The sequence below is a fragment of the Pseudomonas hefeiensis genome (assembly GCF_030687835.1).
GTDB lineage: Bacteria > Pseudomonadota > Gammaproteobacteria > Pseudomonadales > Pseudomonadaceae > Aquipseudomonas > Aquipseudomonas hefeiensis.
The window spans coordinates 4965737-4980140 of the sequence record NZ_CP117449.1 but is presented as its reverse complement, the minus strand read 5'-3'; the positions used below and the strand labels follow the sequence as shown (position 1 = coordinate 4980140).

Below are 14404 nucleotides of genomic sequence, written 5' to 3'. Positions count from 1 at the left end.
TAGACCGCGTTATCGTTCTTCGCGAGCAAGCCCGCTCCCACATTGGATCTGTGGTGTTTACGCATGTTGTTTCATGTGGGAGCGGGCTTGCTCGCGAAGGCGTCAGTAGCATCGACACACATCCCCGGGGGAATGTCACAGCTTGGTGACATAACTCACCCCTTTCGTTACCTGCCCCTCGCCAACCCTTGTTTAGACTCCCTGCGTCAAAACAACAAAAAAAGGTATTCCCATGGACACCTTCCAACCGGCCTTCAGCAGTTGGCTGAATGCGCCTGCCCACCAGCAATGGCTTGCCGCTGAAGGCTTGCGTCTGCTGGCGTTCGCCAAGGCCTCAAGGCTGCCGGACGGCTTTGGCAACCTGGACGACCAGGGTCGTCTGCCGGACGATGCCCGGGCCGAAACCATGAACACCGCGCGCATGACCCATAGCTTCGCCATGGCCCACATCCAGGGGCTGCCGGGTTTCTCCGAGCTGGTGGATCACGGTATCGAGGCCCTCAGCGGCCCCCTGCGGGACGCCGAGCACGGCGGCTGGTTCGCCACGGCGCAACCCCATGAGAAGGACTCCGGCAAGGCCGCCTACCTGCACGCATTTGTCGCCTTGGCGGCCAGTTCCGCGGTGGTGGCCCAACGTCCCGGCGCCCAGGCGCTGCTGGATGAAGCCGTGCGGGTGATTGATGCGCACTTCTGGAGCGAAGAAGAGGGCGCCCTGCGCGAATCCTTCAACCGCGACTGGAGCGAGGAGGAGGCCTATCGTGGCGCCAACAGCAACATGCACGCCACCGAAGCCTTCCTGGCCCTGGCCGATGTCACGGACGACCCCCGCTGGCTGGTCCGTGCGCTGCGCATCGTTGAACGGGTGATCCATGGTCACGCCGCCGCCAATGACTATCTGGTGGTGGAGCATTTCGACCGCGACTGGCAGCCGTTGCGTGAGTACAACCACGACAATCCTGCCGACGGTTTTCGCCCTTACGGCACCACGCCCGGCCACGGTTTCGAATGGGCGCGGCTGTTGTTGCACCTTGAAGCCGCACGGGTGCAGATCGGCATGTTGACGCCCGGCTGGCTGGCCCAGGATGCGCAAAAACTTTTTGAGCAGAACTGCCGTCACGGGTGGGAAGTCGATGGTGCCCCAGGCATTGTCTACACCCTGGACTGGGACAACCGCGCCGTGGTTCGCCATCGCCTGCACTGGGTGCATGCCGAAGCAGCGGCCGCCGCCAGCGCCTTGCTCAAGCGCACCGATGAGGCGCAATTCGAAGCCTGGTACCGGCAGTTATGGGAGTTCTGTGACAAACATTTCATCGACCGTTGCGACGGCAGTTGGCACCACGAACTCGATCCGCAAAACCGCCCCAGCGCCGACATCTGGCCGGGCAAACCGGACCTGTATCACGCCTGGCAGGCGGTGCTGATTCCGCGCTTGCCCCTGGCGCCCAGCATGGCGACGGCGTTGGCGAAACTCTCCAGTCCCGCACCTGTGTAACCATGCTGTGACATTTACGCGTCCCTTCGTTACCTGCGAAGGGATTTCCCCTGTTTAGAATCCATGCAGCGCAAGCATCAGACTTGCATGCATAACAACAAGAAAGGTACTTCTAGATGAATGCGATTTCTCGCCTCGCTACTGTCATTTCTCTTGCTTCCCTGCTTCCCGTCGCAGCATTCCCTGTCAGCGCCCTTGCCGCCGAATCCAAAGGCAGTGTGGAAGTCGTTCACTGGTGGACGTCCGGAGGCGAAAAAGCCGCGGTCGATGTGCTCAAGGCCCAGGTAGAGAAAGACGGCTTTACCTGGAAGGATGGCGCTGTTGCCGGTGGTGGTGGCTCCACTGCCATGACCGTACTCAAGAGCCGTGCCGTGGCCGGTAACCCACCGGGTGTGGCCCAGATCAAAGGCCCGGACATCCAGGAGTGGGCGTCTACCGGACTGCTCGACACCGACGTCCTGAAAGATGTTGCCAAAGAAGAGAAGTGGGACAGCCTGCTCGACAAGAAAGTCTCCGATACCGTGAAGTACGAAGGTGATTACGTCGCCGTGCCGGTGAACATCCACCGCGTCAACTGGCTGTGGATCAACCCGCAAGTCTTCAAGAAAGCCGGTATCACCAAAAACCCGACCACCCTCGAAGAATTCTACGCCGCTGGCGACAAGCTCAAGGCTGCAGGCTTCATTGCGCTGGCCCACGGCGGCCAGCCTTGGCAGGACAGCACCGTGTTCGAAGCGGTGGTGCTCTCGGTCATGGGCGTTGATGGCTACAAGAAAGCCCTGGTCGACCTGGACAACAAGGCCCTGACCGGGCCGGACATGGTCAAGGCATTGACCGAGCTCAAGAAAGTCGCGACCTACATGGACGTTGATGGCAAGGGGCAGGACTGGAACCTGGAAGCGGCCAAGGTCATCAACGGCAAGGCCGGCATGCAGATCATGGGTGACTGGGCCAAGAGCGAATGGACTGCCGCGAAGAAAGTCGCCGGCAAGGACTACGAGTGCGTAGCTTTCCCGGGCACCGACAAGGCCTTCACCTACAACATCGACTCCCTGGCGGTGTTCAAGCAGAAAGACGAAGGCACCGCGGCCGGTCAGAAGGATATCGCCAAGGTCGTGCTGGGTGAGAACTTCCAGAAAGTCTTCAGCATCAACAAGGGGTCGATCCCGGTGCGCAACGACATGCTGGCCGACATGGCCAAGTACGGTTTCGATTCCTGCGCCCAGACCGCCGCCAAGGACTTCCTGGCTGACGCCAAGTCCGGTGGCTTGCAGCCGAGCATGGCGCACAACATGGCGACCACGCTGGCAGTACAGGGCGCGTTCTTCGATGTGGTGACCAACTTCATCAACGACCCGAAAGCCGACCCTGCCGACGCCGCCAAGAAGCTTGGTGCAGCGGTTCAGTCTGCCAAGTAACCGTTAGCACCGCGACCCCCTATGGGAGCGAGCCTGTGGGAGCAAAGCTTGCTCGCGATGAACGATAACGCGGTCGTTAGAAAGACCGAGGCGCCTTTATCGCGAGCAAGCTTTGCTCCCACACAAGCTCAGCTCCCACAAGGGATGCGAGTAGTCTTTTTTCTCAAGTACTGGATCTTCCCATGAGTTCTGTTGCTGTGTTCAGCAAGGCCTCGCCGTTCGATGCATTGCAGCGCTGGCTACCAAAACTGGTGCTGGCGCCGAGCATGTTCATCGTTCTGGTGGGCTTCTACGGTTATATCTTGTGGACGTTCGTCCTGTCGTTCACCACCTCGACCTTTCTGCCGAACTACAAGTGGGCTGGTCTGGCGCAATACGCGCGGCTGTGGGAGAACGACCGCTGGTGGGTGGCGAGCAAGAACCTGGCGCTCTTTGGCGGCATGTTCATCGGCATCACCCTGGTGATCGGCGTACTGCTGGCGGTGTTTCTTGACCAGCGCATTCGTCGCGAGGGTTTCATCCGCACCATTTACCTGTATCCGATGGCGCTCTCGATGATCGTCACCGGTACGGCCTGGAAGTGGTTGCTCAACCCGGGCATGGGCCTGGACAAATTGTTGCGTGACTGGGGCTGGGAAGGCTTTCGCCTGGACTGGCTGATCGATCCGGACCGCGTGGTGTATTGCCTGGTGATCGCCGCGGTATGGCAGGCCTCGGGCTTCATCATGGCGATGTTCCTGGCCGGTCTGCGTGGGGTGGATCAATCGATCATCCGTGCCGCGCAGATCGATGGCGCGAGCATGCCGCGCATCTACTGGAAAGTGGTGCTGCCGAGCCTGCGGCCGGTGTTCTTCAGCGCCGTGATGATCCTGGCGCACATCGCGATCAAGAGCTTTGACCTGGTGGCGGCGATGACGGCCGGCGGCCCGGGTTACTCCTCTGACCTGCCTGCCATGTTCATGTACTCCTTCACGTTCAGTCGCGGCCAGATGGGCATGGGCTCGGCCAGCGCGATTCTGATGCTCGGTGCGATTCTCGCAATCATCGTGCCTTACCTGTACTCCGAGCTGAGGACCAAGCGTCATGACTAGTCTCGCTGCCAAACCTTCCATCAGCCTGAGTCGTATCGCGATCTACGCGGTACTGATCGTTGCCGTATTGCTTTACCTGGTGCCGTTGGTGGTCATGCTGTTGACAAGCTTCAAGACACCGGAAGACATCAGCACCGGCAACCTGCTGAGCTGGCCGACCGTGGTCACCGGCATCGGTTGGGTCAAGGCCTGGGCCACCGTTGACGGGTACTTCTGGAACTCGATCAAGATCACCGTCCCGGCGGTGCTGATCTCCACCGCGATCGGTGCATTGAACGGCTACGTATTGTCGATGTGGCGCTTTCGCGGTTCGCAGTTGTTCTTCGGCCTGTTGCTGTTCGGTTGCTTCCTGCCGTTCCAGACCGTCCTGCTGCCGGCGTCGTTCACGCTCGGCAAGATGGGCCTGGCCAGTACCACCACGGGTCTGGTGTTCATACATGTGGTCTACGGCCTGGCGTTCACCACGCTGTTCTTCCGTAACTACTACGTGAGCATTCCCGATGCGCTGGTGAAAGCGGCGCGACTGGACGGTGCGGGTTTCTTCACCATTTTCTGGCGGATCATCCTGCCGATGTCCACGCCGATCATCATGGTCTGCCTGATCTGGCAGTTCACTCAGATCTGGAACGACTTCCTGTTTGGCGTGGTGTTCTCCAGCGGCGATTCGCAGCCCATCACAGTGGCGCTGAACAACTTGGTCAATACCAGCACCGGGGCCAAGGAATACAACGTTGATATGGCGGCGGCGATGATCGCCGGGCTGCCGACCCTGCTGGTCTATGTGGTGGCAGGCAAGTATTTCGTGCGCGGTCTGACGGCCGGCGCAGTCAAGGGGTAATCATGGCAACGCTCGAACTTCGCAACGTAAACAAGACCTATGGTGCCGGCCTGCCGGACACCCTGAAGAACATCGAGTTGTCGATCAAGGAGGGTGAGTTCCTGATCCTCGTCGGTCCTTCGGGCTGCGGCAAGTCGACGCTGATGAACTGCATCGCCGGCCTTGAAACCATTACCGGCGGCGCGATCATGATCGGTGACCAGGACGTCAGCGGCATGAGCCCGAAGGATCGCGACATCGCCATGGTGTTCCAGTCCTACGCGCTGTACCCAACCATGAGCGTGCGCGAGAACATCGAGTTCGGCCTGAAAATTCGCAAGATGAACCAGGCCGCCATCGACGAAGAAGTCACCCGGGTGGCCAAGCTGTTGCAGATCGAACACTTGCTTAACCGCAAGCCCGGCCAACTTTCTGGCGGCCAGCAACAGCGCGTGGCCATGGGCCGGGCGCTGGCGCGGCGGCCGAAGATCTACCTGTTCGACGAACCGCTGTCCAACCTCGACGCCAAGCTGCGGGTCGAGATGCGCACCGAAATGAAACTGATGCACCAGCGTCTGAAGACCACCACGGTGTACGTCACCCACGATCAGATCGAAGCCATGACCCTGGGCGACAAAGTGGCGGTGATGAAGGACGGCATCATCCAGCAGTTCGGCACGCCGAAAGACATCTACACCAACCCGGCCAACCTGTTCGTGGCGAGTTTCATCGGTTCACCACCGATGAACTTCATCCCTTTGCGCCTGCAACGCAAGGACGGCCGTCTGCTGGCACTGCTCGACAGTGGTCAGGCCCGTTGCGAACTGCCGATGGGCATGCAGGACGCAGGCCTGGAAGACCGCGAAGTGATCCTCGGCCTGCGCCCGGAACAGATCATGCTGGCGGGCAACGAGGCCAATGGTTTGCCAACCATTCGCGCTGAAGTCCAGGTCACCGAACCTACCGGGCCGGACACCCTAGTGTTCGTCAACCTTAACGACACCAAGGTTTGCTGTCGCCTGGCGCCGGACGTGGCGCCGCAGGTGGGGGAGACCCTCACGCTGCAATTCGATCCATCAAAAGTGCTGCTGTTCGACGCCAAGTCCGGCGAACGCCTGGGCGTTGCCGGCCAGCCGCAAGCCGATGCCCGGTCGGCGAACGTGGCGCAGTTCAAAGGCCGATGAAGAACAAATGGGGGAGGGGGCTTGTAGGAGCAAAGCTCTCTCCCGCAGGAAGGAGTATGCGGCGAGTGGGGGACCACCCGGCGCAATCGTTGTAAACCGCGTTAGATAAAAACAGTTAATAACAATAAAGACGAGGAAGTAGGGATGAAGAAGAACAACACCAACGCCCGGCGCATCTGCCAACTTTCGGCGCTTGCGGCGGCGATGACTTTGGCTGGCGGCGTGCACGCGGCTGACGCTTTCAGCGCCGACTCACAGTGGATGACGGGCGACTGGGGTGGCGAGCGGACCAGACTGATCGAGCAAGGTATCGACATCAAGGCTGATTTCGTCGGTGAGATGGGGGCCAACCTCGACGGCGGCTACAACGATGACAAGACTGCGCGTTGGTCCCAGCAGTTTGGCTTGGGCGTAGCCCTCGACCTGGAAAAACTGGCAGGTTGGGGTGACACCACGGCCAAGATTCAATTCACTCGCCGTGACGGTCGCAACATCTCCAACGACCGTATCGGTGATCCACGTGCCGGCACCCTCAGTTCTTCCCAGGAAGTCTGGGGCCGTGGGCAAACCACCCGTCTGACGCAGTTGTGGATCAAGCAGCAGTATTTCGACAACAAGCTGGATGTCAAAGCCGGTTATTACGGGGTCGGCGAAGACTTCAACACGTTCCCGTGCGAGTTCCAGAACCTGGCGTTCTGCGGTTCGCAAGCGGGTAACTGGGCAACCGGCATCTGGTACAACTGGCCGATCATGCAGGCGGCGATTCGCGTGAAGTACAACCTCACGCCCGAACTCTATGCGCAGATCGGTGCCTACAACCAGAACCCTTCGCAACTGGAAAACGGAAACCGCTACAAGCTCAGCGGCAGTGGCACCAAGGGCACGCTCATTCCGATCGAGTTGGTCTGGTCGCCCAAGCTCAACAGCCTGCCGGGCGAATACCGTATTGGTTACTACAAAAGTACGGCCAAGGCTGATGACGTCCGCGAAGATGACAATGGCCAGGATGCCGCGACAACCGGTAACGCCTACCGCAGTCACAGCAGCAAGGATGGCTACTGGTTCGTGGCGCAGCAACAGCTCACCACCCACAACGGTGACGCCTCGCGCGGTCTGAACATTGCGGCCAACGCCACCTTCCATGACAAGGAAACCAACGTCGTCGACAACTACCAGTCGCTGATGTTCGTGTACAAGGGACCGTTCAATGCGCGTCCTAAAGATGACGTCGGGATCGGTTTCTCCCGTATCCATGTCAACGAAGATGTGAAGAAAAACGCCGAGCTGGTCAACGCAGCCAATGGTGTCAGCGACTACGACGATCCGTTGTTTTCGCCGTTGCGTGGCACCGAATACAACTACGAGATCAACTATGGTTTCCACGTGACCAACTGGCTGACCGTACGCCCTAACCTGCAATACATCACTCATCCGGGTGGTGTGAATGAAGTCGACGATGCGCTGGTCGCCGGCCTGAAAATTCAGTCGGTGTTCTAACGCTGTTGCGATAAGCTTCTCTCAATGTGCGCATATTGCGGATGGCCAAGGCTGTCCGCTTTTTTTTGGGGTGTGGGAGCAAAGCTTGCTCGCGATGAAGATGACGCGGTCTTCCAGAGCACCCAGTCGCCTGCATCGCGAGCAAGCTTTGCTCCCACAGGTCTACTGGCATAAATCCTCTCGCCACAAAAAGCTGTCGCATCAATCCAGTTCAATGATTTCCAGGACCGCAGCTCATGCATGAGCATCCGCTACAACGCTTTTTCAGATCCTTGCGCGAGCGCCCGGTATTTGCGTGGGAGCGCTATCAGCAACGCGATGTGCTGGTGATCGATCATCCGCTGTGCCAGGCGGTGTTCAGTCGCCAGGGCGCGCAACTATTGCACTTTCAACCGCGGGGTCAGAAACCCTGGTTGTGGTGTGCCGCCAAGTGGCCGCAAGTCGGTGCGATACGCGGTGGGGTGCCGGTGTGCTGGCCGTGGTATGGCCGTCATCCGAGCGAAAACGCCTGGCCGTCCCATGGCTGGGCACGGTTGATCGACTGGAAACTGCTCGACAGCCGCAGCGATGAAGACGGTGTGCACCTGCACTGGCAGCTCCAGTTGTGCGACTGGCAGGTCGATCTGTACGCCGACTTGGGCGAACGCATGGAATTACGCTTGAGCACCGAGCATCAAGACAGTCTGCCGTGCCAATTGAGCCAGGCTCTGCACGCCTATTGGCGTATTGGTGACGTCGGTGAGATAGCGCTGTCTGGGCTCGAGGGCGCGCAGGGTTACGACCAACTGAGCCGTGCGGCTTGTCAGCAGGAAGGTGATTTGCGGGTCGAGGGCGGCTGTCAGCGGGTTTTTCAGCATGAAGGTGAATTGCAGCTCAAGGACCACGCCTGGCAGCGTGAGCTGTGCATCGACACCGGCGCCAGCGCCGATACCGTGGTGTGGCATCCCGGGGCCCGGCCTTTGTTGGGGGTAAGTTGGGATGAAATCAGCGAATTCATTTGCGTCGAGGCGGCCAGTGGCGGCACCGACAGCTTGTGCCTGGCACCGGGGGAGCGGGCGCATTTGAGTTTGCAGGCGCGGGTGGGGGCTTAGCTCAGGATCTCTGGTGTGGCGACTGGCGCCTTCGCGAGCAAGCCCGCTCCCACATGGGGTTCGAGTTGTTCACATAACTTGTGATCAACATGGACCTTGTGGGAGCGGGCTTGCTCGCGAAGACGGACTATCAGACGCCGAAGATTCTGAATCGAATCAGTTGAACTCATCCCCCACCGGATACCGGCTGGCATTGAGGCTTTCCTTGATCTTGCGCAAATGCGGCTGGAAGTCCACGCCGCGGCGCAGGGTCATGCCGGTGGCGAGCACGTCCAGCACGGTGAGCTGGATGATCCGCGAGGTCATCGGCATATAGATGTCGGTGTCTTCGGGCAGCGGGATGTTCAGACTCAGGGTGCTGGCCTTGGCCAGGGGCGAACCTTCAGCAGTCAGCCCCAGTACCGACGCGCCGTTCTCCCGGGCGATGCGCGCCACTTCCACCAACTCGCGGGTGCGTCCGGTGTAGGAAATGATCACGAACAGCTCCCCCGTGTGAGCCACCGACGCGATCATCCGCTGCATCAGCACATCGGCGTGGGCGGTCACCGCCAGGTTGAAGCGGAAAAACTTGTGCTGGGCATCCAGCGCCACCGGTGCCGAAGCACCAAGGCCGAAGAAGTGAATCTGCCGGGCCTGGATCAGCAGGTCCACGGCACGACTGATCAAATTGGGATCAAGGGCCTGGCAGGCGCTGTCCAATGAGGCAATGGCACTGCCAAAGATTTTCCGGGTGTAGGCTTCCGGGTTGTCATCGGCCTCCACCGCCCGACTGACATAAGCGGCGCCGCTGGCCAGGCTTTGGGCCAGTTGCAGCTTGAGTTCCGGGTAGCCGCTGACGCCGAATGAACGGCAGAAACGGTTCACGGTGGGTTCGCTGACCGAAGCGGCCTGGGCGAGGGCGGCGATGCTGAAGCGGGTGGCCTGCTGTGGGTTGAGCAGGATCACTTCGGCCACTTTGCGTTCTGCCTTGTTCAGGTCTTCAAGGCGACTCTGGATCTGTTCCAGTAAATTTCGCACGCGGTCCATACAAGATTCCTAGAAAGACGGGTCTTTGATACGACCCTTTGCGGTGGCCTATCCTACTGATGGCTCCGGTGTACCACCACTCGGAATCGGTATTTTCGGAAAATGTTGTGGTTATTACTACATTTTTCCTTGAGTGATGCCTTGAAAAAAGGTATTTGTAGCTTAACTTGATAAAAGAACAAACATCATGCATTCGATTACGGTTGAACCGTGCACCTTCGCCTTGTTCGGCGCGTTGGGCGACCTGGCCTTGCGCAAGCTGTTTCCTGCCCTTTATCAGCTCGATGGCGCGGACCTGCTGCACGAGGACACGCGGATCATAGCCCTGGCCCGGGAGCTGGGCAGTGAGCAACAGCACCTGGCGTTCATCGCTGCTGAGTTGCGCCGCTACGTGGGCGACAAGGACCTGAACGAAACCGTGGTCGAACGCTTCCTGGGGCGACTGACTTACCTGCACGTGGATTTCCTCAAGGCCGAGGACTATGTTGCCCTGGCCGAGCAGGCCCGCTCGGCCCAGCAAGTCATTGCCTATTTTGCCACCCCGGCGGCGGTGTACGGAGCAATCTGCGAGAACCTGGCCAAGGTCGGTTTGTGCGAAAACACCCGTGTCGTGCTGGAGAAACCCATCGGCTCGGACCTGGAATCGTCGCGCAAGGTCAACGACGCCGTGGCGCAGTTTTTCCCGGAAAACCGCACCTATCGCATCGACCACTACCTGGGCAAAGAGACGGTACAGAACCTGATCGCGCTGCGGTTCGCCAACAGCCTGTTCGAAACCCAGTGGAACCAGAATTACATTTCCCATGTGGAAATCACCGTCGCCGAGAAGGTCGGCATCGAAGGCCGCTGGGGCTATTTTGACAAGGCCGGCCAACTGCGCGACATGATCCAGAATCACCTGCTGCAGTTGCTCTGCCTGATTGCTATGGACCCGCCGGCCGACCTGTCCGCCGACAGCATCCGTGACGAGAAAGTCAAAGTGCTTAAGGCCCTGGCGCCCATCAGCCCGGAAGGTCTGACGACTCAGGTGGTGCGCGGTCAGTACATCGCCGGCCACAGCGAAGGCAAGTCGGTGCCGGGGTACCTGGAAGAGCCTAACTCCAACACCCAGAGCGATACCGAAACCTTCGTGGCCCTGCGCGCCGACATTCGCAACTGGCGCTGGGCCGGGGTTCCGTTTTACCTGCGCACCGGCAAGCGGATGCCGCAGAAACTCTCGCAGATCGTCATTCACTTCAAGGAACCGTCCCACTACATCTTCGCCCCCGAGCAGCGCTTGCAGATCAGCAACAAGCTGATCATCCGCCTGCAACCGGACGAAGGCATTTCCTTGCGGGTGATGACCAAGGAGCAAGGCCTGGACAAGGGCATGCAATTGCGCAGCGGTCCGTTGCAACTCAACTTTTCCGACACCTATCGCAGCGCACGGATTCCCGATGCCTACGAGCGGTTGTTGCTGGAAGTCATGAACGGCAATCAGAACCTGTTTGTCCGTAAAGATGAAATTGAAGCCGCGTGGACGTGGTGTGACCAGTTGATTGCCGGATGGAAGAAGTCCGGCGATGCGCCCAAGCCGTATGCGGCCGGGTCCTGGGGGCCGATGAGCTCCATTGCACTGATCACGCGGGATGGGAGGTCATGGTATGGCGATATCTGAAGTGAAACTGCCGCAGGGCGTCAGCGCCCACGCATTCAAAAACCCGGTGCTGCTGGCTGAGGGCTTGGCGTTGAAGGTGGCCGAGCAATTACGCGCGGCGATTGAGGCGCGCGGCACGGCGACCCTGGTGGTCTCCGGCGGTCGCAGCCCAGTGGCGTTTTTCCAGAGCCTGGCCAAACAGACGCTGGACTGGTCGAACGTGGTGGTGAGCCTGGCCGACGAGCGCTGGGTGCCGGTTGAACACGCCGACAGCAATGCCGGTCTGCTCAAGCGTTATCTGCTGCAAGGTGCGGCGGCCAAGGCCCAGTTCCTGAGCCTCTACAGCGCCAGCGCCGATCTGGAAGCCGCAGCCGAGCAGGCTGATCGTTTGCTGGCCGAGCTGCCGCCCATTGACGTACTGGTACTGGGCATGGGTGATGACGGGCACACCGCCTCGCTGTTCCCTGATAGCCCGAACCTGGCCCAAGCCTTGGATGCCAACGGTGTCCGCCGTTGCTGGCCAATGCTGGCGCCCACCGTGCCGCACCAGCGCCTGACCATGAGTCGCGCCTTGCTGGCCTCAGCGAAACACAAAGTGCTGTCGATTTCCGGTCAGTCGAAATTGACCACCCTGAACGCTGCGGTGGCCGGTGACAACGTCGCCGAAATGCCGATTCGCGCGTTTTTGCAACCAACGTTAGAGATTTACTGGTGCCCATGAACCAAGGATCAGCCGCTATGAAAAACCCATCCCCGACCGTTTCCATGGCGGACAAAGTTACCCTGATCGACAGCCTCTGCGCCAAGGCGCGGATCCTGCCGGTGATCACCATTGCCCGTGAACAGGACATCCTGCCGCTGGCTGATGCCCTGGCCGCCGGCGGCCTGACGGCGCTGGAAGTGACCTTGCGTTCGCAGTACGGCCTCAAGGCCATCCAGGTGCTGCGCGAGCAACGTCCGGAGCTGGTGACCGGTGCCGGTACGGTGTTGGACCGCCATATGCTGGCCGCTGCCGAGGCTGCCGGTTCGCAGTTCATCGTCACCCCAGGCATCACCCGTGATCTGCTGGAGGCCAGCGTCGACAGCCCGATCCCGTTGCTGCCGGGCATCAGCAACGCTTCCGGCATCATGGAGGGCTATGGCCTGGGCTATCGCCGCTTCAAACTGTTCCCGGCGGAAGTCAGCGGCGGTGTCGCGGCCATCAAGGCCCTGGGCGGCCCGTTCGGCGAAGTGAAGTTCTGCCCGACCGGCGGCGTAAGCCCGGCCAATATCAAGAGCTACATGGCGTTGAAAAACGTGATGTGCGTGGGCGGTAGCTGGATGCTTGATCCTGAGTGGATCAAGAATGGCGACTGGACCCGCATCCAGGAGTGCACCGCCGAGGCGCTGGCGCTGCTGGACTGATTGTCTTACCGAACCTTCGTTGGGTGTTCTACGGTTTTGCGGTGCGCTTGGTCGGCGCGCCGTTTTTTTTTGCCTGGGTTTTATCGTACCGCGCTGGATGAACGCTGGATTTGTGGCGAGGGGATTTATCCCCGCTGGGGCGCGCAGCGGCCCCGAAACCTGACATCTCGGTGCGTCAGATAGGTTAAGTCCACCTTGCTGGGGCTGCTGCGCTGCCCAGCGGGGATAAATCCCCTCGCCACAACTACATTCGGCTCAGGTTAATCAGCGCCGCAGTCAACCGCTCGATATCACTCGCCAAGGTGATCAACCCTGGGGTAATGCGAATGCACGGCCCAACGCTGGTATGGCGCACCACGGTGAAAATGCCATGCTCATTGAGCAATCGATCAGCCATCGCTTGTTGATCGGCCTGGGCGGTGAAGCGCATCGCGGTGATCCCGCAATAGAGACGCTGGTCCTGCGGAGTCATGACTTCGATGCCCGGTACATCGCGTACGGCGCTCACCCACAGGTCGCGCAGATGACAGAGGCGTGCGCCTTTGGCCGAAGCGCCGCCCAGGGCCCGGTGTTCTTCGAAGACCAGGGGCAGGGTGAGCAAGGCAGGGATATTGGGTGTGCTGTGGGGCGTTCGCGAGCGCACGTCAGTGGCAGGATAATGATCTTCGTCCATGTCCGGGTCGATGTCGGCCAGCCGTTGCGGTGCGATGTACAAAAAGCCCAGGGCCAGTGGCCCGCCGATCCACTTCTGCAGGTTGAACCCGGCAAATTCGATACCGAGCTTCTTCAGATCGAAATCGACCTGGCCCAGCGCGTGGGCACCGTCGAGAATGATATCGACGCCAAACTCGCGAGCGGTCTCGGCAATGGCCTGGACCGGCATCACTAGCCCGGTGAGGTGGTTGACGTAGGTCAGCGCCATCAGCTTTAGGCGCGGGTAGCGAATGAACGCTTGGCGATAAGTGCCCACCAGACTTTCGAAACTGGCGGGGTACGGGTGCACGAGTTCAATCACTTGCACGCCACGCTGCCGGGCCAGCCAGCGCATCGCGCTTTTGACCGACGCGTATTCCAGATCACAGATCAGCACCTGATCGCCAGGCTTGAGGCCGTTGTAGTTGCGAATCAGCGTTTGCAGGGCGTCTCCGGCACTGTTGGCCAGCGCTACGCCAGTGGGAGATGCGTGGATCAGTTGCGCCACTTGCTGGCGAATCGCTTCGCCATGGTCCCGGTCGAAATGCTGGCGCACGTACACCGAGTTACCGCGGTTGACGAACTCGATATTGCGTTGGTACTCCTCGACCACCGTCCGGGACATGCGGCCGAAGTAGCCGTTTTCCAGATTGAGCGGCCCATTGGGGTCGACATCGTAGCGACCCACGAAAGTCTCCCAGAAAGCTTCATCGTGGGCGCGCAGGGTGTTCTCGGGCATGGCGGGGCTCAATCAATGTTGGGGCTTGGGTTTGCCGTGTTTGGCCCGCAGAGGGTCAAGCAGGTCCGACAGACCGTTGTGGTCGATCTCCTGCATCAGCGCCAGCAAACCGCCGAGTTCCCCGTGCGGAAAACCCTCGCGAGCAAACCAGTTTAGGTATTGCCCGGGCAGGTCGGCCAGGATTCGGCCTTTGTATTTGCCGAAGGGCATCTGGCGTGTCACCAGCAGTTCGAGCTTTTCCGGGTTCATGGTAGAGGTCTTGATTCAGTCAACCTGGAAAATACAGGCATTCTGCATGCAGGCCAAATGACAGATC

At 60.0% G+C, this 14404-nt stretch carries 13 protein-coding genes; 10 read left to right on the top strand and 3 right to left on the bottom strand.

All coding sequences use genetic code 11. From position 1 onward, the window contains the following. The first annotated feature begins 232 nt into the window (after positions 1 to 232). From PSH57_RS22365 to PSH57_RS22335, 7 genes are all read left to right on the top strand, one after another. Positions 233 to 1492 carry a D-mannose isomerase gene (locus tag PSH57_RS22365; protein ID WP_305385612.1) on the top strand — a complete coding sequence of 420 codons (1260 nt, stop codon included), beginning with the start codon at positions 233 to 235 and terminating at the stop codon, positions 1490 to 1492. A gap of 116 nt (positions 1493 to 1608) precedes the next feature. Then, positions 1609 to 2910 carry an ABC transporter substrate-binding protein gene (locus PSH57_RS22360; RefSeq protein WP_256232079.1) on the top strand — a complete coding sequence of 434 codons (1302 nt, stop codon included), beginning with the start codon at positions 1609 to 1611 and terminating at the stop codon, positions 2908 to 2910. A 182-nt stretch (positions 2911 to 3092) separates the two neighbouring features. Continuing rightward, entirely contained in the window at positions 3093 to 4001 is a 909-nt protein-coding gene (locus PSH57_RS22355; protein WP_305385611.1) for a carbohydrate ABC transporter permease, read from the top strand. Beyond that, positions 3994 to 4839, top strand: coding sequence for a carbohydrate ABC transporter permease (locus PSH57_RS22350; protein ID WP_305385610.1), 846 nt, complete (start codon positions 3994 to 3996; stop codon positions 4837 to 4839). The genes PSH57_RS22355 and PSH57_RS22350 overlap by 8 nt, the downstream gene beginning before the upstream one ends. 2 nt (positions 4840 to 4841) lie before the next feature. After that, the gene (locus PSH57_RS22345; RefSeq protein WP_305385608.1) at positions 4842 to 6002 is read left to right on the top strand and encodes an ABC transporter ATP-binding protein; all 1161 of its coding nucleotides are present in this window, start codon (positions 4842 to 4844) and stop codon (positions 6000 to 6002) included. Positions 6003 to 6146: 144 nt separating this feature from the next. Beyond that, on the top strand, positions 6147 to 7499 hold the full coding sequence (locus PSH57_RS22340) for a carbohydrate porin (protein WP_256232082.1): 1353 nt from the start codon (positions 6147 to 6149) through the stop codon (positions 7497 to 7499). Positions 7500 to 7735: 236 nt separating this feature from the next. Continuing rightward, on the top strand, positions 7736 to 8590 hold the full coding sequence (locus PSH57_RS22335) for a D-hexose-6-phosphate mutarotase (protein WP_305416107.1): 855 nt from the start codon (positions 7736 to 7738) through the stop codon (positions 8588 to 8590). A gap of 156 nt (positions 8591 to 8746) precedes the next feature. Here the strand turns inward: PSH57_RS22335 and PSH57_RS22330 are convergent, their stop codons facing one another. Beyond that, on the bottom strand, positions 8747 to 9607 hold the full coding sequence (locus PSH57_RS22330; RefSeq protein ID WP_171061416.1) for a MurR/RpiR family transcriptional regulator: 861 nt from the start codon (positions 9605 to 9607) through the stop codon (positions 8747 to 8749). A gap of 196 nt (positions 9608 to 9803) precedes the next feature. Between PSH57_RS22330 and zwf the strand changes: the two genes are divergently transcribed. The 3 genes from zwf to PSH57_RS22315 are packed head-to-tail and all read left to right on the top strand — an operon-like array spanning position 9804 to position 12656. Continuing rightward, entirely contained in the window at positions 9804 to 11273 is a 1470-nt protein-coding gene (gene zwf, locus PSH57_RS22325; protein ID WP_305385607.1) for a glucose-6-phosphate dehydrogenase, read from the top strand. Further along, entirely contained in the window at positions 11260 to 11973 is a 714-nt protein-coding gene (pgl, locus tag PSH57_RS22320) for a 6-phosphogluconolactonase (RefSeq protein WP_305385605.1), read from the top strand. The genes zwf and pgl overlap by 14 nt, the downstream gene beginning before the upstream one ends. Positions 11974 to 11990: 17 nt before the next feature. Next, positions 11991 to 12656, top strand: a complete 666-nt coding sequence (locus tag PSH57_RS22315) for a bifunctional 4-hydroxy-2-oxoglutarate aldolase/2-dehydro-3-deoxy-phosphogluconate aldolase (protein ID WP_305385603.1) — start codon at positions 11991 to 11993, stop codon at positions 12654 to 12656. A gap of 244 nt (positions 12657 to 12900) precedes the next feature. Here the strand turns inward: PSH57_RS22315 and PSH57_RS22310 are convergent, their stop codons facing one another. Together PSH57_RS22310 and PSH57_RS22305 are read right to left on the bottom strand one after the other, a co-directional pair. Continuing rightward, the gene (locus tag PSH57_RS22310; protein WP_305385601.1) at positions 12901 to 14088 is read right to left on the bottom strand and encodes an aminotransferase class V-fold PLP-dependent enzyme; all 1188 of its coding nucleotides are present in this window, start codon (positions 14086 to 14088) and stop codon (positions 12901 to 12903) included. Between the two features lie 12 nt (positions 14089 to 14100). Then, a complete protein-coding gene (locus PSH57_RS22305) occupies positions 14101 to 14337 on the bottom strand; it encodes a DUF3820 family protein (RefSeq protein ID WP_047228352.1) in 237 nt (78 codons plus the stop codon). Positions 14338 to 14404 lie beyond the last annotated feature (67 nt).